The sequence below is a fragment of the Sphaerotilus sulfidivorans genome (assembly GCF_013426975.1).
Lineage (GTDB): Bacteria > Pseudomonadota > Gammaproteobacteria > Burkholderiales > Burkholderiaceae_C > Sphaerotilus > Sphaerotilus sulfidivorans.
Window position 1 is genome coordinate 23512 of the sequence record NZ_JACCPY010000007.1, and the last position, 19284, is coordinate 42795.

A 19284-nucleotide genomic window follows, 5' to 3' on the forward strand; every position below is an offset into this window, starting at 1 on the left:
GCCCGTGACCGTGCTGCCGGCGTCCGATCCCGATTCTTCGTTGCGGACCCGGCTTCGCCGGTGGCCGTCAGCCGCGCTGATCGGGCTGATCCGCGCCTACCGCCTGCTGCTGAGCCCCTGGCTGGGCTCGTCATGCCGCTTCGAGCCGACCTGCTCGGCCTACGGACTTGTTGCCTTGGAACGTCACGGTGCCCGGCGAGGCGGCGCGCTGACGCTCTGGCGCATCGCGCGCTGCCATCCGTGGTGCCAAGGCGGGCATGATCCGGTCCCTGACCGGTCGCCGCCGTCGCGGCGGCTGTTCACCTCTCTTCTGGAGCGCTCCGACGAGCGGACGCAGCAGGATGACGATCCTGCTGCGGCCCCGCCCGACCGGGCGCGTTCGCTCGCCAATCGAAAGACCTCTGTATGACCGACACGCGGCGTGCCCTGCTCTGGGGCATCTTTTCCGTCTCGCTCGTGATGCTGTGGGACGGCTGGAACAAGCACAACGGCCAGCCGTCGATGTTCGCTCCGCCGGTCGCCGCCTCGGCGGCCGCTGCAGGCAGCGCGCCGGGCGTGCCTGCCGCGCTGGCCCAGCCGGCTGGCGTGGCACCGCTGCCCGGCCTGGCCGCTGGCGGCGAGCCCTCGCGCACCATCGACATCAGCACCGATCTGGTCCGTGCCAGCATCGACACCCGCGGTGCCAGCCTGGTCGGCCTGACGCTGCCGCGCTACCGCGACGAGCATGACACCAGCAAGCCGGTGATGCTGTTCGACCGCTCGGCGCAGCGTGTCTACCAGGCCGATTCCGGCCTGATCCCGCAGCTGGCCGGTCAGGCCGCGCTGCCCAACCACACCACGCCGATGACGCTGGTGCCGGGTCCGCTGACGCTGGCCGACGGCCAGAACGAGCTGGCAGTCAGCTTCGAGTCGGCCGAGCAGGGCGGCGTGAAGCTGCGCAAGACCTATGTCTTCAAGCGCGGCGACTATGCGGTGCGGGTGCGCCATGAGGTGGTCAACACCTCGGCGGCGCCGGTGGCCGCGCAGCTCTACCTGCAGCTGGCGCGCGACGGCACGGTGCCCTCGACCTCGATCTTCATGGGGCCGGCCGCGTTCACCGGCCCGGCCGTCTACACCGACGCGGCGAAGTTCCAGAAGGTCGATTTCGCCGACATCGAGAAGTCCAAGGCCGATCACGAGAAGTCGGCCGACAACGGCTGGATCGCGATGGTCCAGCATCACTTCGTCGGCGCCTGGATCTTCAATGACAAGGTCGCGCGCAGCTTCCAGACCAAGCGCGAAGGCACCAATCTCTATTCGGTGGCGATGACGCTGCCGGTCGATGCGATCGCGCCGGGCGCGACGAAGACCGTCGAGACGATGCTCTATGCCGGCCCGCAGGAAGAGAACAAGCTCGAGGCCCTGGCGCCCGGGCTGGAGCTGGTCAAGGACTACGGCTGGGTCACGATGCTGGCCAAGCCGCTGTTCTGGCTGCTCGACAAGCTGCATGGCCTGATCGGCAACTGGGGCTGGTCGATCGTGGCGCTGGTGGTGCTGCTGAAGATCGCCTTCTACTGGCTCAATGCCAGTGCCTATCGCTCGATGGGCAAGATGAAGGCGGTCAACCCGAAGATCATGGAGATCCGCGAGCGCCACAAGGCCGACCCGCAGAAGATGCAGCAGGAAATGATGCGCATCTACCGCGAGGAGAAGGTCAATCCGCTGGGCGGCTGCCTGCCGATCTTCATCCAGATGCCGTTCTTCATCGCGCTGTACTCGGTGCTGCTGGCCTCGGTCGAGATGCGCGGCGCGCCGTGGATTGGCTGGATCACCGACCTGAGCGTGCAGGACCCCTACTACATCCTGCCGGCGCTGATGACGGTCACCACGCTGTTCCAGACCTGGCTGAACCCGACCCCGCCGGATCCGGTCCAGGCCAAGATGATGTGGATCATGCCGCTGCTGTTCAGCGTGATGTTCATCTTCTTCCCCGCGGGTCTGGTGCTGTACTGGTTCGTCAACAACCTGCTGTCGATCGCGCAGCAGTGGATGATCAACCGCCAGCTCGGCCTGAACCGCTGACGCCGCGTCGACGCCTGCCTGCGGGCGGGTGACCTGCAAGGGTCGTGAAGGGGGTGCGATGCACCTCTTTTGCGACTCTTGTTGCTTTGTGCAATTCGGACGCGACAAGTGGCACGGCCTTTGCCGCCGGTTGCAAGGGCTGCCTTGAGTCTGTCACGGACGGCCCGCATCATTCGTTCTGCGGGGCGTGACCCCGGGATTGTGGTGGCAGGCTTGCAAGCCAGCAGAAGACGGGCCGGGAGGCTCGCCCCCACAGGCCCGGCTCCGGGGGTCGATGGCGATGAGCCGGCTCCCCTCCGCGCGAACACCCTGACGCCCTGTCGGCCCGGCTGCCGACAGGGCGTTTCTCATGGCGCAGGCCGGTCGTGCGGCGTCGGCGAGAATGCGCGCCATGCTTGCTCGACATCAGGATCCGATCGTGGCGATCGCCACCGCCCCCGGCCGCGGCGCCGTGGGCATCGTGCGTGTTTCCGGCCGCGGTCTGGCCCCGCTGGCCCGGCGCCTGACCGGCCGCGATCTGGCCCCGCGCGTGGCCACCTACGGCCCCTTCCTCGACGCCGAGGGCCGGCCGATCGACCAGGGCCTGGCGCTCTATTTCCCGGCGCCGCACAGCTACACCGGCGAGGATGTGCTGGAGCTGCAGGCCCACGGCGGCCCGGTGGTGCTGCAGCTGCTGATGGCACGCTGCCTGCAGGCGGCGGCCGAGGGCGAGCTGCTGCCGCGGCTGCGGCCGGCCGAGCCGGGCGAGTTCACCGAGCGCGCCTTCCTGAACGACAAGCTCGACCTGGCGCAGGCCGAGGCGGTGGCCGACCTGATCGACGCCAGCACCGAGGCGGCGGCGCGCAGCGCGGCCCGCTCGCTGTCAGGCGACTTCTCCAGGCGCATCGAGGCGCTGCGCGACGGCCTGGTCGAGCTGCGCATGCTGGTCGAGGCGACGCTGGACTTTCCCGAGGAGGAGATCGATTTCCTCGAGAAGGCCGACGCGCGCGGGCGGCTGGCGCGGCTGGCCGAGCGGCTCGATGTGGTGCTCGACACCGCGCGCCAGGGCGCGCTGCTGCGCGAAGGCCTGACGGTGGTGATCGCCGGCCAGCCCAATGCGGGCAAGAGTTCTCTGCTGAATGCGCTGGCCGGCGCCGAGCTGGCCATCGTCACGCCGATCGCCGGCACCACCCGCGACCGGGTCAGCGAGACGCTGCAGATCGAGGGCGTGCCGGTGCATGTGATCGACACCGCCGGCCTGCGCTCCGACGCCGAGGCGGCCGACGAGGTCGAGCGCATCGGCATCGCGCGCAGCTGGGAGGCGATCGCCGGCGCCGATGCGGTGCTGATGCTGCATGACCTGACCCGCTGCCTGGACCCGGACTACGCTGCGGCCGATCGTGCGATCGAGGCGCGGCTGCCCGACCGCTCGCGCCGCGTGCATGTCTTCAACAAGACCGACCGGGTCGATGCCGCGCACCGGGCGGCGGTGCTGGCCGGTGTGCCGGAAGGCGAGCGAGCGCTCACGCTCTCGGCCAAGACCCGCGACGGGCTGGAGGGCTTGCGCCGGCTGCTGCTGGATCTGGCGGGCTGGCATGCCTCGCCCGACGGCGTGTTCATCGCGCGCGAGCGCCATCTGACGGCGCTGCGCCGCGCACGCGAGCACCTCGAGCTGGCCGCGGGCTGGGCCGCGCGCCGCGACGAGGCGCTGGATCTGTTCGCCGAGGAGCTGCGCCTGTCGCACGACGCGCTGGGCGAGATCACCGGCGCCTTCTCGGCCGACGACCTGCTGGGCGTGATCTTTTCGCGCTTCTGCATCGGCAAATAGGACGGGCGGCGAGGGGGGCATGATCGTGCTCGCCGGTGTCATGGTGTGACATGTTTCACGAATCGCCGGAAGTGTTATTTTCGTAAACCTTTTGTGCCACCTGCCGGAGCATCATGCCGGCCCGGGTGGCCGGCTATGCTCCTGCCCTGCGGAAAGTGCGAGAGGTGAACGGCGATGGGAATGGATGAACTGATCGAGGCGGTGCAGTCCCTGCGGGCTGACGACGCCTTTCGCGCCCGCTTCAACCTGCCGCAATGGCGCAACTTCGCCGCCTACCTGACGCCCTACCAGCTGCGTGCCGGCGATCTGCTGATCAAGCAGGGCGAGTGCGACCGGGCCGCCTACTTCGTCGGCCAGGGCAGTCTGCAGGTCTATGTGCAGGGCGCGGCGCCCGGCGCCTTCCGGGTGGCCTTGATGCGGCCGGGCGCGCTGGTCGGCGAGACCGGCCTGTTCAGCGACCAGCCGCACTCGGCCAGCGTCGAGGCGATGACGCCGACCATCGTCTGGGCCCTGCATCTGCCGCGCTACGAGGAGCTGGCCGCCCGGGCGCCGACGATCGCCAACGAGGTGCTGCGTGCGGCCGGTGCGGTCATGGTGGCGCGGCTGCGCGCCAATCTGGCGCAGCGGGTCGCGGTCGCCTGAGCCGGCTCAGCCCTTCTTCAGCAGCAGGGCCTCGGCCAGCGCCAGGGTCTCGGGCAGGCCGCTGAGCACCAGCACATCGCCGCCGGCCAGCATGAAGTCGTCGTCGACCTCGAGCACCTGACCGCTGGCGCGGCGCACCGACACCACCGACACCCCCATCACCTGCAGCGTCAGGTCGCCCAGACGCCGGCCGACGCAGGGCGCACCCGGTGGCAGGCCGATCGACTGCAGTCGGGCCTGCTGCAGCTCCTCGACGGTGTCGTCGTCGGCGCCGTGGAAGTAGCCGCGCAGCAGGCCGTAGCGGGCGTCGCGGGCGTCCTGGGTGATGCGGATGACCCGGCGCATCGGCACGCCCACCAGGGCCAGCGCGTGGCTGGCCAGCATCAGCGACCCCTCCAGCGCCTCTGGCACCACCTCGGTGGCACCGGCGGCGCGCAGCCGCTCCAGATCGGTGTCGTCGGGCGTGCGCACCACCACCGGCACATGCGCGGCATGCTCGCGCACATGCTGCAGCACCTTCAGCGCCGAGGGCGTGTCGTTGTAGGTGACGACCACCGCGGTCGCGCGCGACAGGCCGGCGGCGATCAGGCTGGGCAGCTTGGCCGCATCGCCGAAGACCACGCTCTGGCCGGCCGCTGCCGCCTGGCGCACCCGGTCGGGGTCGAGGTCCAGCGCCATGTAGGGAATGCGCTCCTTGTCGAGCAGCCGGGCCAGGTTCTGGCCGCTGCGGCCGTAGCCGCAGATGATCAGGTGCGCCTCGGTGCGGATCGACTTCTTGACGATGGAGGTCAGCTGCACCGACTGCATCAGCCAGTCGGTGGCCGACAGCTTCATGACGATGCGGTTGCTGCCCATGATGATGAAGGGCGTGGCCAGCATCGACAGCACCATCGAGGCCAGCACCGGGCTCAGCCAGCGGTCGGCGACCAGGTCGACCTGGGCGCTGAGCGTCAGCAGCACGAAGCCGAACTCGCCGGCCTGGGCCAGGTACAGGCCGGTGCGGATCGCCACGCCGGGCGCCGAGCCGAAGGCGCGCGCCAGCAGCGCCACCATGCCGGCCTTGGCCAGCACCGGCAGCGTGCTCAGCAGCAGCACCAGCACCCACTGGTCCAGCACCGGGCGCCAGTCCAGCTTCATGCCGATGGTGATGAAGAACAGCCCGAGCAGCACGTCATGGAAGGGCCGGATGTCGGTCTCGACCTGATGCTTGAACTCGGTTTCGGCGATCAGCATGCCGGCGACGAAGGCGCCCAGCGCCAGCGACAGCCCGGCGTGTTCCGTCAGCCACGACAGGCCCAGCGTGATCAGCAGGATGTTGAGGATGAACAGGTCCTCGCTCTTCCTGCGTGCCACCAGCGTCAGCCACCAGCGCATCAGCCTCTGGCCGCCCCACAGCAGCAGCGTCAGCAGCACCGCGGCCTTCAGCGTCGCGCGGCCCAGCGTCTCCCACAGGTCGCCGCCGCCCTGGGCCAGCGACGGAATCAGCACCAGCAGCGGCACGACCGCCAGATCCTGGAACAGCAGCACGCCCATGACATTGCGGCCATGCTCGCTTTCCAGCTCGAGCCGTTCGGCCATCATCTTCGCGACGATCGCGGTGCTCGACATCGCCATGGCCGCGCCGAGCGCGACCGCACCCTGCCAGCTCAGCTCCCACGCCCGGCCCAGCAGCGAGAAGGCGGTGATCAGCATCAGGTTGCCGATGGCCGCGCCGGCCAGCGTCAGCAGCACCTGCCCGGCGCCGAGGCCGAAGACCAGCCGCTGCATGCTGCGCAGCTTGGGCAGGTTGAACTCCAGCCCGATGACGAACATCAGGAAGACGATGCCGAACTCCGCCAGGTAGCGGATGCCGGCCGAGTCCTTGGCCAGTGCCAGCGCGTTCGGGCCGATCAGCACGCCGACGAGCAGGTAGCCGAGCATCGAGGGCAGCTTCAGCAGCCGGCAGCCGACGACGCCGGCGACCGCGGCAAGAAGGTAGAGCAGGGCAATGTCGAGAGTGCTGGCCATTCACCATCCTAGAATCCGGCAATCGTAATTCAGCTTCCGGCCTCCCGATCCCGTGACCGACATCCCAGCCGCCACCGCCGCCAGCGCGCCCCCCCGCTTCGAGGCCGAGCGCGTGCTGCGCATGGCCCGCCAGACCCTGTGCATCGAGGCCGAGGCGCTGATGCAATTGCAGGACCAGCAGGGCGAGAGCTTCGTGCGCGTCGTGCACGCGATCCTGAACGGCCGCGGCCGCGTGGTCGTGATGGGCATGGGCAAGAGCGGCCATGTCGGACGCAAGATCGCCGCGACGCTGGCCTCGACCGGCACGCCGGCGATGTTCGTGCACCCGGGCGAGGCCAGCCACGGCGACCTGGGCATGGTCACGCCGGGCGACATCGTGCTGGCGCTCTCCAACTCCGGCGAAAGCGACGAGATCGCCGCGATCCTGCCGGCGCTCAAGCGCCTGGGCGTGACGCTGGTGGCGATGACCGGCCGGCCCGGCTCGACGCTGGCCTCGCATGCCGACTGGGTGCTGTCGAACCGGGTCGAGCAGGAGGCCTGCCCGCTCAATCTCGCACCGACGGCCAGCACCACCGCGCAACTGGCGCTGGGCGACGCGCTGGCGGTGGCGCTGCTGGACGCACGCGGCTTCCGCCCCGAGGACTTCGCGCGCTCGCACCCGGGCGGTGCGCTCGGGCGCAAGCTGCTGACCCATGTGCGCGACATCATGCGCCAGGGCGAGGCGGTGCCGCGGGTGGCGCCCGCGGCGAGCTGCCTAGAGGTGATGCGCGAGATGAGCGCCAAGGGCCTGGGTGCCGCGGCGATCGTCGATGCCCAGGGCCGTGCGATCGGCATCTTCACCGACGGCGACCTGCGCCGTGCGGTCGAGCAGGGCACGGACCTGCGCGCGCTGTCGGCCGCCGACCTGGTGCGCAGCCGCCCGCGCAGCATCGGCGAGGATGCGCTGGCAGTCGAGGCCGCCACGCTGATGGAGGACGCCTGCATCACCACGCTGCTGGTGCACGACGGCGAGGGCCGCCTGGTCGGCGCGCTCAACACCAACGACCTGATGCGCGCGAAGGTGATCTGATGAGCGACCCGACCCCGATGGCCGCCGCCACGCCCTGGCCGCGCCCGATCTCGCCGGTGCTGAACTTCGCGCCGGAGCTGCTGCTGGCGGCGCAGGGCGTGCGCGCCGCGATCTTCGACGTCGACGGCTGCCTGACCGACGGGCGCATCTACATCGGCGAGCACGGCGAGAGCGTCAAGGCCTTCAGCACGCTCGACGGCCACGGCATCAAGCTGCTGGCGCGCGCCGGCATCGAGCCGGTGGTGATCACCGGCCGCGACACGCCGGCGGTGCGCCGCCGCTGCGCCGATCTGGGCATCGTGCATGCCTTTCACGGCATTCACGACAAGCTGGCCGCGGCCGAGCGGGTGCTGGCGCTGCTGGGTCTGGGCTGGCATGAGCTGGCGGTCATCGGCGACGACTGGCCGGACCTGCCGCTGATGGTGCGCTGCGCGCTGGCCTGCGCGCCGGCACAGGCGCATGCGGAGGTGCGCGCCGCGGCCCACCATGTCACCGCGGTGCCAGGCGGGCAGGGCGCGGCGCGCGAGTTCTGCGATCTGCTGCTGTGCGCCAGCGGCCGGTACGCCTCGCTGCTGGCGGGCCATCTGGCCACGCTCGACGGCACCACGGCCTGACACGGGACACGATCGCGTGGCCTCGCTCGACGACGACACCAGTCCGCTGCCGCTGCCTCCGCTGGTGGCCACCCGTGCGGTCGATGCGGCCCGGCCGGCGCTGCCGCGCGGTGAGCGCTGGCGCCAGGCGCTGCTGGGCCATCTGCCGCTGTTCCTGATGGCGCTGCTGGCGGGCGCCACCTGGTGGCTGGTCCAGCAGACGCCCGAGCCCGAGCCGGACCGGGCGGCCCAGGCGCCCACCCATGAGCCCGACTACGAGATGCATGGCTTCTCGGTGCAGCACTACGGGCAGGCGGGCCCGGCCCGCGGGGTCATCGAGGGCGAGGTCGTGCGTCACCATCCCGACACCGACACGCTGGAGATCGACGGGCTGAGCCTGCGCTGGCGCGATGACGCCGGCAACCTGCTGCGCGCCCGTGCCGCCCATGCGATCGCCCAGGGCGATGGCAGCGAGGTGCGGCTGATGGGCGGCGCCACCGTGGAGCGCGATCGGCTGCCCGGCGAAAGCGCGCCGCTGCAGTTCAGCAGCGAGGAGATGGTCTTCGATCGGCGGCAGGACCAGGTGCGCAGCGATCGTCCTGTGGTGCTGCGCCAGGGGGCCAGCGTCATCGAGGCCCGGGGGCTGACCTACTGGCATGCGGACGCCCGGCTCGAGCTCCGGGGCGCTGTGCGCGGTCGCCTGCCTGCCCGATGACCCCCGAGGAGCGCCAGAGGCTGGAGCGCGAGCGTGCGCCGCTGGTCTTCATCACCGGCGCCTCCAGCGGCATCGGCCGGGCGCTGGCCGAGGCCTATGCCGCACGCGGCTGGCGCCTGGCCCTGGTGGCTCGCCGTGCCGAGGGGATCCAGGCCTGGCTCGATGAGGCCGGCATCGGCCCCGAGCAGGCCCAGGTGCATGCCGCGGATGTGCGCGACCGCGAGGCGATCGTCGCGGCGGGCATGCGCTGCCTGATCGAGCAGGGCCTGCCGGATGTGGTCATCGCCAATGCGGGCATCAGCGTCGGCATCGACACCGCCGAGCGCGAGGATCTGGCCGTGCTCGAGGATCTCTATGCCACCAATGTCGTCGGCATGGCCGCGACCTTTCATCCCTTCATCCGGCCGATGCGGCTGGCGCGGCGCGGCACCCTGGTCGGCATGGCCAGTGTCGCGGCGATCAGGGGGCTGCCCGGGCATGGCGGCTACTGCGGCAGCAAGGCCGCGGTGGTCAGCTACTGCGAAAGCCTGCGCATCGAGCTGCGCAGCGACGGCATTCGTGTCGTCACGCTGCTGCCCGGCTTTGTCGACACGCCCCTGACACGCGGCAACCGCTATGCGATGCCCTTTCTGCTGAGCCCTCGGGAATTCGCGCGCAGGGCGCTGCCGGTGATCGACCGGGGACGCCGCCATGCGGTCATTCCCTGGCCGATGGGCGTGTTGACCGTGCTGATGCGCTGGCTGCCGCGCAGGCTCTGGGACCGCCTGACCGCAGGGCGTGGCCGCAAGCAGCGGCGCGGCGATCCGCGCTGAAATGACAAGAGGGCGACCCCTTGGCGGGATCGCCCTCTTGTTCTGGACGTCTGTCGATCGGCGGCGCGAGCCTGTCAGCTTAGCTCAGCTCAGCTCACCGATCGCAGCGACACGGATCAGTAGCCGCCGCCGCCGTAGCCGCCGCGACCACCGCCGCCGCCGCCGCCTTCACGACGGCCACCGCCGCCGTACGGGCTGCGGAAGCCGCCGCCGTTGCCGCCGCCGCCACCGCCGTAACCGCCGCCACCATTGCCGCCGCCGAAGCCGCCGCCACCACCGCCGTCACGACGGCCGCCGTACGGGCTGCGGAAGCCGCCCGGACGCTCTTCGCGGGGGCGAGCCTCGTTGACGACGACGGCACGGCCGCCGATCGCCTGGCCGTTCAGGCCGTTGATGGCTGCCTGGGCTTCGGCATCCGAGCCCATCTCGACGAAGCCGAAGCCCTTCGAGCGGCCGGTTTCGCGGTCCATCATGACCTTGGCGGACTGGACCGCGCCGAACTCGGAGAAAGCAGCGTTCAGTTCTTCGTCGCGAACGCCGTAGGCCAGGTTGCCCACGTAGAGTTTGTTGCCCATGGAAGAGCGCCTTTCAAGCAAAACAGGGTACGTTGAGTACCAGGGGACCATGTGGCGGAGCTACAGCCAGCACTCATTCGATAGAACAGAGAAAAGGCGCCGCGTCCAATCACGAGGGGCCATTATGTATGACCGTCAAGCCCTGGGAACACCCCTTCTGGCAGAAGTGTTGTAAGCCTGCGCAGTTTTTTGATCTGTCCGTGATCTTCAACAGTCAAAAATTTCGGGTTAACCCTTGAATATGTCAGATCGAGTGCGGAGGCCGCCTGTTGCGACAGGGCCTTCACCCGAGGGGTGAAGGCGCGAGGCCGGCGCAGAATCACGTCATGGACCTGCTCAAGCCGCTGATCGCGCTGCTGGCGATCGTCAATCCGATCGGCGTCGTGCCGTTCTTCATCCATTTCACGCAGCATCTCGATGCCGCAGCGCGGCGCCGCACCATCCGGGTGTCGAGCTTCAGCGCTTTCCTGGTGATCTCGATCAGCGCGCTGGCCGGGTTGAAGGTGATCGAGTTCTTCGGCATCTCGCTGGCCTCCTTCCAGGTGGGTGGCGGCACGCTGCTGCTGATCAGCGCGCTGCAGATGCTCAACGCGCAGCCGGCCGAGTCGCGCTCCGACGATGTCAGCGAGGGCCGCGAGCGTGCCGACTCGGGCGACAGCATCGCGGTGGTGCCGCTGACCATTCCGCTGCTGACCGGGCCCGCCACCATCTCGACGATGGTGATCTATGCCGACAAGACGCGCCACTGGTGGGAGCTGGGCGTGCTGATGGGCTATGGCGTGGTCGTCGGACTGGCGACCTTCGTCGCGTTCTCGGCGGCGGGCGGCGTGGCACGGCTGCTCGGACGCACCGGCATCAACGTGATGACCCGGCTGATGGGCCTGATCCTGGCTGCGCTGGCGGTGGAGATCATGGCCGAGGGCCTGATCAAGCTCTTTCCGGTGCTGGCCTCGCATCTGGCGCCTTGAGCGCCGACACCGCACGCGGACCGCATAGAGTCCGCGCTGTCCACGGAGACAGGACCATGCCCATATTCGACTACATCATCATCGGCGCCGGCTCGGCCGGCAGCCTGCTGGCCAATCGCCTGAGCGTCGATCCGGCCACCCGCGTGCTGCTGATCGAGGCCGGCGGCCGCGACGACTACCACTGGATCCACATTCCGGTCGGCTATCTGCACTGCATCGGCAACCCGCGCACCGACTGGCTCTATCAGACCGAGCCCGATCCGGGCCTGAACGGCCGGAAGCTGCGCTATCCGCGTGGCAAGGTGCTGGGCGGCTGCTCCAGCATCAACGGCATGATCTACATGCGCGGCCAGTCGCGCGACTACGACCAGTGGGCCGAGCTGACCGGCGACGCGGCCTGGCGCTGGGAGCACTGCCTGCCGGCCTTCCGGCAGCACGAGAGCCACTGGCGGCTCGATGCCGAGAACGCCGCACAGGCCAGCGCCGAGTTCAAGGCCCTGCACGGCCACGGCGGCGAGTGGCGGGTCGAGCGCCAGCGCCTGCGCTGGGACATTCTCGATGCCTTCGCGCAGGCCGCGCAGCAGGCCGGCATTCCCGCCACCGACGACTTCAACCGCGGCAGCAACGAGGGCGTGGGCTACTTCGAGGTCAACCAGAAGTCGGGCCTGCGCTGGAACACCGCCAAGGCCTTCCTGCGCCCGACCTGCTGCGGCCGGCCGAACTTCGAGATGTGGACTGGCGCGCAGGTGCGCCGCCTGACGCTGGCGCGCGGCGCCGACGGCGCGCTGCGCTGCACCGGCGCCGAGGTGCTCACGCCGACCGGCATCGAGACGGTGAGCGCGAGCCGAGAGGTGCTGCTGAGCGCCGGCAGCATCGGCAGCGTGCAGATCCTGGAGCTGTCGGGCATCGGCGATGGCCAGGTGCTGCAGTCGCAGGGCATCGAGGTGCAGCACCTGCTGCCCGGCGTCGGCGAGAACCTGCAGGACCATCTGCAGATCCGCTCGGTCTACAAGGTGCAGGGCACGCGCACGCTCAACACCCGTGCCGCCACGTCCTGGGGCAAGGCGATGATCGGCCTGGAGTACCTGCTGCGCCGCACCGGCCCGATGAGCATGGCGCCGTCGCAGCTCGGTGCCTTCACGCGGTCGTCACCGCAGTTCGAGTGGCCGAACCTCGAGTACCACGTGCAGCCGCTGTCGCTCGATGCCTTCGGCGAGCCGCTGCACGGCTTCGACGCGATCACCGCCAGCGTCTGCAACCTCAACCCGACCTCGCGTGGCCAGGTCCACATCCGCTCGCCGCGTCCGGAGGAGGCCCCGGCGATCCGGCCGAACTACCTGTCGACCGCGCAGGATCGCCAGGTGGCGGCCGATTCGCTGCGGGTGACGCGCCGCATCGTCGCGCAGCCGGCGATGCAGGCCTTCCGGCCCGAGGAGTTCCGGCCCGGCATCCAGCACCAGAGCGACGAGGAACTGGCCCGCCTGGCCGGCGACATCGGCACCACCATCTTCCATCCGGTCGGCACCTGTCGCATGGGCCGCGCAGACGACCCGATGGCGGTGACCGACCCGCGGCTGCGGGTGCGCGGCGTGGCCGGGCTGCGTGTCGTCGACGCCAGCGTGATGCCGGTCATCACCAGCGGCAACACCAACTCGCCGACGCTGATGCTGGCCGAGCGGGCCGCAGGCTGGATTCTTGACGCTGCGCAGCTTTCGTGAGGCGCTGCGACCTGACGGACTGGCATCGCCAGGTACTGCATCGTTCTGGTGCGGGAAACCCCGGATATGGCGGACTGTTGCGAAACCCTACAGTCTCGCCACTCGCAGACGCCGCCCCGAGGGGCAGGCGGGCAGGAGCGAGGGACTGAGGAGACTGGTCACCGTAGCGCAACAAGAAACGCCGCCCCCACACCACACAACATCCGGCGGCACCACTCAGACGCTCCAGAAGATTCGGCGCCATGTGGCGCGATGAGACAATTCGACGGCACCGGCGATCCCTGATCCCGGTGCCTTCTTTTTTCTCCACCTGCGTTGTCGCGTTGCGCTTGTCCTGACTGATGCTTGATCTGCTGTGGGTGACGCTGGCCGCCGGGCTGGCGGGTTTCGTGGATGCCATCGTCGGCGGCGGCGGGCTGATCCTGCTGCCGACCCTGTTCGCGGTGCATCCGTCCGCGCTGCCGGCGACGCTGTTCGGCACCAACAAGGCCGCCGCCATCGGCGGCACCGCCTGGGCCTGCAGCCAGTACGCGCGCAGGGTGACGATGAACTGGGGCACGCTGGCGCCTGCGGCCGTCACCGCGCTGCTGGCGAGCTTCGCCGGCGCCTGGCTGGTGACGATGGTGCCGGCCACCGGGCTGCGCAAGGCCTTGCCGCTGGTGCTGCTGGTCGTGCTGCTCTACACGCTCTGGCGCAAGGATCTCGGGCGGGTGCATGCGCCGCATCTCTCGCCACGCCGCGAGGCGCTGCGCGGCAGCGCGATCGGCGCCGGCATCGGTTTCTACGACGGTTTCTTCGGTCCCGGCACGGGCAGCTTTTTTGTCTTCCTGCTGGTGCGCGGGCTGGGCTACGACTTCCTGCATGCCTCGGCCGGCGCCAAGCTGCTCAACACCGCGACCAATCTGGCGGCGATCGCGCTGTTCGCCGCCAAGGGGCATGTTTGGTGGCATGTGGCCGCGGTGATGGCGGTGGCCAACGTGATCGGCAGCCTGCTGGGCGCCCGGCTGGCGCTGCGCCACGGCGCGGGCTTCGTGCGCGGCATCTTCATCGCCGTCGTCAGCCTGCTGATCCTGCGCACCGGCTGGGATGCGCTGCGGCTTTGAGCCGGGCGCTCAGAAGCGGTAGCGCTCGCCGCGGGTCAGCGCGAAGACCGGCACACGGATGTCGAGCTCGGCGAGCTGGCCGGTGACCGCGGCCATCTCGCCCGGCTTGACATGCGTGATCGCGATCGAGGTGTCGCAGTCCAGATCGAGCCGCTCGAGTTCCTCGGCCAGCATCGAGGGTGACAGGTGGCGGCTGATCTCGGCCAGCGCGCGTTCCTCGTCGCTGAAGGCGGTCTCGATCACCAGCTGCGCGATCGCGCGGCCGCGCAGCCGCTCCCACAGCGCCGGATTCGGGCCGGTGTCGCCGGTGTAGATCCACCAGCCCGAGGGCGTGTCGACCCCGAAGCCGCAAGCCGGCACGGTGTGATGCGCCGGCAGCACCTCGATCGTCAGTCCGGCCAGTTCCAGGCACTCGCCGATCTGGAAGGGCACCAGCTCGATGATCGGGCGCTCGCGGCTGGGCAGTCGGGTGAAGTCCGGCCAGATGATGTTGTTGAACAGGTGAGCCCGCAGCGCCTCGAGCGTCTCGGGCAGGCCGTGGACCTGGATCGGGCGGAAGTCCGGACGCGACAGGCGATGCTGCATGACGCTGTCGGCCAGCAGCGGGATGCCCAGCACATGGTCGAGGTGGGAGTGCGACAGCAGGATGTGGTCGATCCCGGCCATCTCTTCGAGCGTCAGGTCGCCGACACCGGTTCCGGCGTCGACAAGAATGCGTTCGTCGAGCTGGAAGCAGGTGGTCCGGTTGTCGAGGGCGATCGAGCCCGAGCAGCCAAGGACACGCAGGTTCATCGGGATTCCAGGTGAGGGCAGGCAGAACAGGCGGCCATGCTGCCCCCCGCGTCATGCGGGTGCAAGCCGGCTGCTGCGCACTTCCGCACTGCTTGTCCATCCCCGTGAACCAGGGGCGGCGGGGTCGTGAACAAGGCCACGAGGCCGCGTGAGACCGCAGCGACGCTTAGGGCTGCACGAACTGCATCTGCGTGCCGGCCAGCTCGATGACGTCGCCATCCTTCAGATGGATCGGCTCGGCATGGACCGGCATGCTGTTGACGGTCGGACGTGCGTTGCCTTCGACATGGGCGAAGACATAGCCGCCGGGGCGTTTCGTGATCGAGGCCACCTGCACGCCGGGCTTGCCGACGGTGGTGACCACCTTGGTCAGCACCACCTCGCGGCCAGCCGCCGCGCCCGAGAGCACGCGGATCGAGGCCTGGGGCACGGTACCGCCGGTCAGACCGCCGAAGCCCGAGGCCGGAAAGTTGCCCGGCATCGGCGCGGTCGGCCGGCTGGCCATGCCGGGCGGCATCTGGCCCGGCTTCAGGATCATGGTCTTCTCGTAGTCGGAGCTGTCCTCGACCAGGTACTTGATCTTGTACTTGCCGATCTCGATCGTGTCGTTGTACTGCAGCAGCTGCTTCTTGACCGCGCGACCGTTGATGTAGGTGCCGTTGGTGCTGTTCTGGTCCTCGATGTAGACATCCTGGCCGACCATCTGCAGCACGGCGTGCTCGCCGCTGACGGCCAGGTTGTCGATCACGATGTCGTTGTAGGGGCGGCGTCCCAAGGTCGTCTTGTCCTTGGTGAGCTGAACCTCCTTGATGACGACTCCGTCCAGCGAAACGACGAGTTTGGGCATGAGCGACCTCAGTGTTCTTGGCAGCCGGGATCCTTTGTCCCCTGATCCTCAGCGCCGGAAGGGCCACCACGGCTGACCCGACGAGGGGCCGGCGTGGGCGGCGACCAGTATCACGGCAATATTATCCCGTCCGCCTGCCTGATTGGCGGCATCGACCAGCGCCTGTGCCGCTTTGCCGACGTCGGAGCCCTGCTCGCGCAGCACCGCCGCGATCCGGGCGTCGTCGAGCATGTCGGACAGGCCGTCGGAGCACAGCAGGTACCAGTCGCCCGGATGCACGGCATGCGAGTGGATCTCCAGCAGCACGATGTCCTCGACGCCCATGGCGCGGGTGACCAGGTTCTTCTGGTGGCTGTAGGCCGCCTGCTCGGGCGAGATCAGCCCGGCGTCGATCTGCTCCTGCAGCAGCGAGTGGTCGCGGGTGAGCTGCTGGAGCCGGTCGTCGCGCCAGCGGTAGGCCCGCGAGTCGCCGATGTGGCCGACCAGCAGCCGTCCGCCGCGGAACACGCCCATCACCAGGGTCGTGCCCATGCCGGCGTACTGCGCGTGCGCGTGGGAGGCCTCGAAGATCGAGCGGTTGGCGTTGTCGACGCAGATGTCCATCGCCCGGCGGACGTCCAGATCGTCGGTGTCCGGCGGGGTCTCCTGCAGCCAGCGGCCCAGCTCCTGCCCGATGAAGGCGGTGGCCATGCCGCTGGCGACTTCGCCGGCGTTGTAGCCGCCCATGCCGTCGGCCAGCACCATCAGTCCGGCCGCCTCGACGATGGCGATCGAATCCTCGTTGTTGCTGCGGATGCGGCCACGGTCGGTCGCGGAATGGAACTCGAGGGTCATGGCTAGGGCGCGCGGGCGGTCCATCGGGAATCAGCGGTGCGATTGTGCCCCGCCAGCGCGGTGCGAAGGCGGCCGGCATTGGTCCGTGGCGGGACCGGGCGCGCATTCCTGCACCGAAGCGGCGGTGCCGCTGGCAGGGCGGGTCGGGCGGCGCAGCGTATCGGCCACGAGCTTGAGATCTTCGGCCAGATCCAGGCCGTCGCGGTAGCGCAGCTCCGGGCGCTTTTCCAGCAGGATGCCGATCACCTCGGCCAGCGCCGCGGGCAGCGAGGGACGCAGCGTGCGCACGTCGGGCGCCGGCGTGCGGGCGATCGCGCCGATCAGCTCGCTCATCGTGTTGCCCTTGAGCGGCAGCTCGCCGGTCAGCATCTGGAACATCAGCACGCCCAGCGAGTACAGGTCGCTGCGCCCGTCGACCGGCCGGCCCGCGAGCTGCTCCGGCGACATGTAGGACGGCGAGCCCAGCACCAGCCCGGTGCGGGTGCGGTTGGCATCGGTGATGCGGGCGATGCCGAAGTCGGTCACCTTGACCTGGTTGCGGCCGATGTCGACCATGATGTTGGCCGGCTTGATGTCGCGGTGGATGATGCCCTGCGCATGCGCATGGGCCAGCGCCCGGGCGATGCGGCGGCTGATCGCCACGACGGTGGCCACCGGCAGCAGATGCTCCGGTGCCAGGTGCTGGCTCAGGTCCTGCCCGGTCAGCCGCTCCATCGCGATGTAGGCGATGCCGTCCTGCTCGCCGCTGTCGAACACCCGCACGATGTCGGCATGATCGAGCCGGCAGGCGGCCAGCGCCTCGCGCTGGAAGCGCTGGCGGGCCTCCTCGAGCGCGAAGCCGTCGAACTCGCGTCCCAGCGCCAGCGTCTTGAGCGCGACCACCGCGCCGGTGTCCCGGTGGCGGGCCAGATGCACCCGGCCCATCGCGCCGCGGCCCAGCTCGCGCTCCAGCAAGTAGGGGCCCAGCATCTGCTGGCGGCGCACGGTGTCGCTCAGCACCGGGGGCTGACGGAACACCGCCGGCGTGGCCAGGCAGGCGGCCAGTTCCTCCCGGGTCAGCGGCTGGGTGGCCTCGAGCGTGTCGGGCGAGTGCAGCACCTGGGTGTCGACGAAGGCCCGGCGCTCGTCGAGCACCTGGGTGTCCTGCAGATGGCTGGGCAGCGCGCTGGGGGGGGGCGTGGTGCGTGGGGAGGCGGCGGTCCGGGCCACTGCGGGCGGCGTGGCCGGCGCAGGCCGCGGCGGGGCCTGGGGGACCGTCTCCGGCTCGTCATGCCGGATCACGGTGCGCTCGCGGGTGGTGACGGTCACCGTCTCGTAGGAGGTGATGACGGTGTCCTCGTCGAGCGTGGTGGTCAGCAGCGGGCCGCGGCTGCGGCGCTGATGCATCTGCCAGCGGTCCCGGGCGATCAGCGCCAGATGGCCCAGTACCAGCGCGAAGATCGGCAGCGTCGGCGCGATCCACATGCCGCCCCAGGCCAGCAGTCCGTGCGAGCCCAGCGCCAGCGCCAGGCAGAGCGAGGCGCTGAGCATCAGCGCGGAGTTGCGGGTCAGGCGCGGCACGATGCGCCAGAGATAGAGCCCGGCCGCCACCAGCAGCCCCCAGGGCAGCCACTGCAGCGCAGCCGGCGTGCGGGCCCAGTGGCCGTCGGCCATCGCGCCCGAGAGCCGCGCCAGGGCCTCGGCCGGGCTGATCTCGCGCCGGTCGGGCAGGCGCAGGCGTGGCGTGCTGCGGTCATCGCGCCCGATGACGACGATGCGGCCCTTCAGCCGGGCCAGCGCGGGCGAGCCTGCCAGCACCTCGCGGGCGCTGAGGCTGGGCGGCGCACCGTTCGGGCCGTCATGCACCGGCCAGAGCGGCATCAGGCTGCTGTCGCTGTCGTCGGGCAGGCTGTGGCCGGCCAGCCGCGGCGGGTGGTCGCGCAGGCCGGTCTCCACCGCGGCCATGCTGTCGCCGCGGTACAGGCCTGCGCCCAGCGCGGCCAGCGAGGGCGCGTCCTGCGCGCTGCCGTGGCGCCACAGCGGATGGCGGCGGATCACGCCGTCCGCATCGGCGCCGGTCACGGCATGACCGATGCCTGCGGCCGCGCTGGCCAGCCGGGGCAGCGGCGGCAGGCCGTCGCCGGGCGGGCCCAGACTCAGCAGCACGCGGGTGTGGCGCTCCAGGCTCTGGGTCAGGTGCGCATCGCCGTTCAGGCTGGCTTCGCTGCGCTCGATCAGCGCCGGCAGCTCGGGGTGGCGCGCCAGCACCGGATCGGCGGCGATGGTGGCATGGATGTTCTGCAGCTCGGCCAGCGCGCGTTCGCTCTCGGGCGTGCCGAAGGGCTCGGTGTCGATGACGACCCGCGCGCCGGAGAGCTGATCGATCAGACGGGCATGCAGGTCGCGCCGCCAGGGCAGCGGGCCGTGGCGGGCCTGGCTGGCCTCGTCGATCAGCACCATCGCCACGCCGGTGCTGGCCATCGGCCGGGCATCGGCGACGGCACGGTCCTGCAGCCAGTGCTGCATCGGCTGGGCCAGCGGCGTGCTTTCGTGCGCCCAGCCGACCAGGCCGAGCAGCACCGCCAGCAGCCAGGGCGTGGCGCCTCCCGGGGGCCGGGTGATCGGTCGCGTGCGGGGCATGGCGAGGTGCGGTCACTGCAGGGGAGTCGACGGACCGACAGTATCGCAGCGACCGGGGGGCAGAAGACCGGATGTCGCCCTGCCCCGATTGAAAGAACCGGAAACCGCGGAAGGTCAGTCCC

17 protein-coding genes are annotated in these 19284 nt (G+C 70.2%); 11 read left to right on the forward strand and 6 right to left on the reverse strand.

Annotated elements, in window-relative coordinates; all coding sequences use genetic code 11:
• Positions 1-40 precede the first annotated feature (40 nt).
• The 4 genes from yidD to HZU84_RS06420 all read left to right on the forward strand — a co-directional run bounded on the left by yidD (position 41) and on the right by HZU84_RS06420 (position 4510).
• On the forward strand, positions 41-409 hold the full coding sequence (gene yidD, locus HZU84_RS06405; RefSeq protein WP_149505377.1) for a membrane protein insertion efficiency factor YidD: 369 nt from the start codon (positions 41-43) through the stop codon (positions 407-409).
• Positions 406-2061 (forward strand): membrane protein insertase YidC, encoded by a 1656-nt coding sequence (gene yidC, locus HZU84_RS06410; protein WP_149504768.1) that lies wholly within the window; start codon positions 406-408, stop codon positions 2059-2061. The genes yidD and yidC overlap by 4 nt, the downstream gene beginning before the upstream one ends.
• A gap of 391 nt (positions 2062-2452) precedes the next feature.
• The gene (gene mnmE / locus HZU84_RS06415) at positions 2453-3868 is read left to right on the forward strand and encodes a tRNA uridine-5-carboxymethylaminomethyl(34) synthesis GTPase MnmE (RefSeq protein ID WP_149504767.1); all 1416 of its coding nucleotides are present in this window, start codon (positions 2453-2455) and stop codon (positions 3866-3868) included.
• A gap of 180 nt (positions 3869-4048) precedes the next feature.
• A complete protein-coding gene (locus HZU84_RS06420) occupies positions 4049-4510 on the forward strand; it encodes a cyclic nucleotide-binding domain-containing protein (protein WP_241461982.1) in 462 nt (153 codons plus the stop codon).
• Positions 4511-4516: 6 nt separating this feature from the next.
• Here HZU84_RS06420 and HZU84_RS06425 read toward each other — a convergent pair whose 3' ends face one another.
• Complete coding sequence (locus HZU84_RS06425) at positions 4517-6517, reverse strand: monovalent cation:proton antiporter family protein (protein ID WP_149504766.1); 2001 nt, start codon at positions 6515-6517, stop codon at positions 4517-4519.
• Between the two features lie 121 nt (positions 6518-6638).
• Between HZU84_RS06425 and HZU84_RS06430 the strand changes: the two genes are divergently transcribed.
• Genes HZU84_RS06430 through HZU84_RS06445 form a run of 4 tightly spaced genes read left to right on the forward strand, consistent with a single transcriptional unit; the run spans position 6639 to position 9706 of the window.
• Complete coding sequence (locus HZU84_RS06430) at positions 6639-7586, forward strand: KpsF/GutQ family sugar-phosphate isomerase (protein WP_149505376.1); 948 nt, start codon at positions 6639-6641, stop codon at positions 7584-7586.
• Positions 7586-8200 (forward strand): KdsC family phosphatase, encoded by a 615-nt coding sequence (locus HZU84_RS06435; RefSeq protein ID WP_149504765.1) that lies wholly within the window; start codon positions 7586-7588, stop codon positions 8198-8200. The genes HZU84_RS06430 and HZU84_RS06435 overlap by 1 nt, the downstream gene beginning before the upstream one ends.
• 16 nt (positions 8201-8216) lie before the next feature.
• Complete coding sequence (gene lptC / locus HZU84_RS06440; protein ID WP_149504764.1) at positions 8217-8894, forward strand: LPS export ABC transporter periplasmic protein LptC; 678 nt, start codon at positions 8217-8219, stop codon at positions 8892-8894.
• Positions 8891-9706, forward strand: a complete 816-nt coding sequence (locus HZU84_RS06445; protein WP_149504763.1) for an SDR family oxidoreductase — start codon at positions 8891-8893, stop codon at positions 9704-9706. Before lptC ends, HZU84_RS06445 begins: the two co-directional genes overlap by 4 nt.
• 116 nt (positions 9707-9822) lie before the next feature.
• Here the strand turns inward: HZU84_RS06445 and HZU84_RS06450 are convergent, their stop codons facing one another.
• Entirely contained in the window at positions 9823-10281 is a 459-nt protein-coding gene (locus tag HZU84_RS06450; RefSeq protein WP_149504762.1) for an RNA recognition motif domain-containing protein, read from the reverse strand.
• Between the two features lie 326 nt (positions 10282-10607).
• Here HZU84_RS06450 and HZU84_RS06455 point away from each other — a divergent pair, with 326 nt between their 5' ends.
• From HZU84_RS06455 to HZU84_RS06465, 3 genes are all read left to right on the forward strand, one after another.
• Entirely contained in the window at positions 10608-11249 is a 642-nt protein-coding gene (locus tag HZU84_RS06455; RefSeq protein ID WP_149504761.1) for a MarC family protein, read from the forward strand.
• A gap of 56 nt (positions 11250-11305) precedes the next feature.
• Positions 11306-12967: a GMC family oxidoreductase gene (locus HZU84_RS06460; RefSeq protein ID WP_149504760.1), complete on the forward strand. Its 1662-nt coding sequence runs from the start codon at positions 11306-11308 to the stop codon at positions 12965-12967.
• A 341-nt stretch (positions 12968-13308) separates the two neighbouring features.
• Positions 13309-14070, forward strand: coding sequence for a sulfite exporter TauE/SafE family protein (locus HZU84_RS06465; protein ID WP_149504759.1), 762 nt, complete (start codon positions 13309-13311; stop codon positions 14068-14070).
• A 9-nt stretch (positions 14071-14079) separates the two neighbouring features.
• On the opposite strand, the gene HZU84_RS06470 is transcribed toward HZU84_RS06465, so the two are convergent.
• The 4 genes from HZU84_RS06470 to HZU84_RS06485 form a co-directional block, all read right to left on the reverse strand.
• On the reverse strand, positions 14080-14862 hold the full coding sequence (locus tag HZU84_RS06470; RefSeq protein WP_149504758.1) for an MBL fold metallo-hydrolase: 783 nt from the start codon (positions 14860-14862) through the stop codon (positions 14080-14082).
• A 166-nt stretch (positions 14863-15028) separates the two neighbouring features.
• Positions 15029-15709, reverse strand: a complete 681-nt coding sequence (locus HZU84_RS06475) for an FHA domain-containing protein (RefSeq protein ID WP_149504757.1) — start codon at positions 15707-15709, stop codon at positions 15029-15031.
• A gap of 48 nt (positions 15710-15757) precedes the next feature.
• Positions 15758-16543, reverse strand: coding sequence for a Stp1/IreP family PP2C-type Ser/Thr phosphatase (locus HZU84_RS06480; RefSeq protein WP_149504756.1), 786 nt, complete (start codon positions 16541-16543; stop codon positions 15758-15760).
• 30 nt (positions 16544-16573) lie between these two features.
• Positions 16574-19162, reverse strand: coding sequence for a CHASE2 domain-containing serine/threonine-protein kinase (locus HZU84_RS06485; RefSeq protein ID WP_180692826.1), 2589 nt, complete (start codon positions 19160-19162; stop codon positions 16574-16576).
• Positions 19163-19284: the final 122 nt, after the last annotated feature.

What these genes read in the sequence shown, in the direction of transcription:
- yidC (WP_149504768.1), top strand. Translation starts at nt 406, where the DNA reads ATGACCGACACGCGGCGTGCCCTGCTCTGGGGCATCTTTTCCGTCTCG.
- mnmE (WP_149504767.1), top strand. Translation starts at nt 2,453, where the DNA reads ATGCTTGCTCGACATCAGGATCCGATCGTGGCGATCGCCACCGCCCCC.
- HZU84_RS06420 (WP_241461982.1), top strand. Translation starts at nt 4,049, where the DNA reads ATGGATGAACTGATCGAGGCGGTGCAGTCCCTGCGGGCTGACGACGCC.
- HZU84_RS06425 (WP_149504766.1), bottom strand. Translation starts at nt 6,517, where the DNA reads ATGGCCAGCACTCTCGACATTGCCCTGCTCTACCTTCTTGCCGCGGTC.
- HZU84_RS06430 (WP_149505376.1), top strand. Translation starts at nt 6,639, where the DNA reads ATGGCCCGCCAGACCCTGTGCATCGAGGCCGAGGCGCTGATGCAATTG.
- HZU84_RS06435 (WP_149504765.1), top strand. Translation starts at nt 7,586, where the DNA reads ATGAGCGACCCGACCCCGATGGCCGCCGCCACGCCCTGGCCGCGCCCG.
- HZU84_RS06445 (WP_149504763.1), top strand. Translation starts at nt 8,891, where the DNA reads ATGACCCCCGAGGAGCGCCAGAGGCTGGAGCGCGAGCGTGCGCCGCTG.
- HZU84_RS06450 (WP_149504762.1), bottom strand. Translation starts at nt 10,281, where the DNA reads ATGGGCAACAAACTCTACGTGGGCAACCTGGCCTACGGCGTTCGCGAC.
- HZU84_RS06455 (WP_149504761.1), top strand. Translation starts at nt 10,608, where the DNA reads ATGGACCTGCTCAAGCCGCTGATCGCGCTGCTGGCGATCGTCAATCCG.
- HZU84_RS06460 (WP_149504760.1), top strand. Translation starts at nt 11,306, where the DNA reads ATGCCCATATTCGACTACATCATCATCGGCGCCGGCTCGGCCGGCAGC.
- HZU84_RS06465 (WP_149504759.1), top strand. Translation starts at nt 13,309, where the DNA reads ATGCTTGATCTGCTGTGGGTGACGCTGGCCGCCGGGCTGGCGGGTTTC.
- HZU84_RS06470 (WP_149504758.1), bottom strand. Translation starts at nt 14,862, where the DNA reads ATGAACCTGCGTGTCCTTGGCTGCTCGGGCTCGATCGCCCTCGACAAC.
- HZU84_RS06475 (WP_149504757.1), bottom strand. Translation starts at nt 15,709, where the DNA reads ATGCCCAAACTCGTCGTTTCGCTGGACGGAGTCGTCATCAAGGAGGTT.
- HZU84_RS06480 (WP_149504756.1), bottom strand. Translation starts at nt 16,543, where the DNA reads ATGACCCTCGAGTTCCATTCCGCGACCGACCGTGGCCGCATCCGCAGC.
- HZU84_RS06485 (WP_180692826.1), bottom strand. Translation starts at nt 19,162, where the DNA reads ATGCCCCGCACGCGACCGATCACCCGGCCCCCGGGAGGCGCCACGCCC.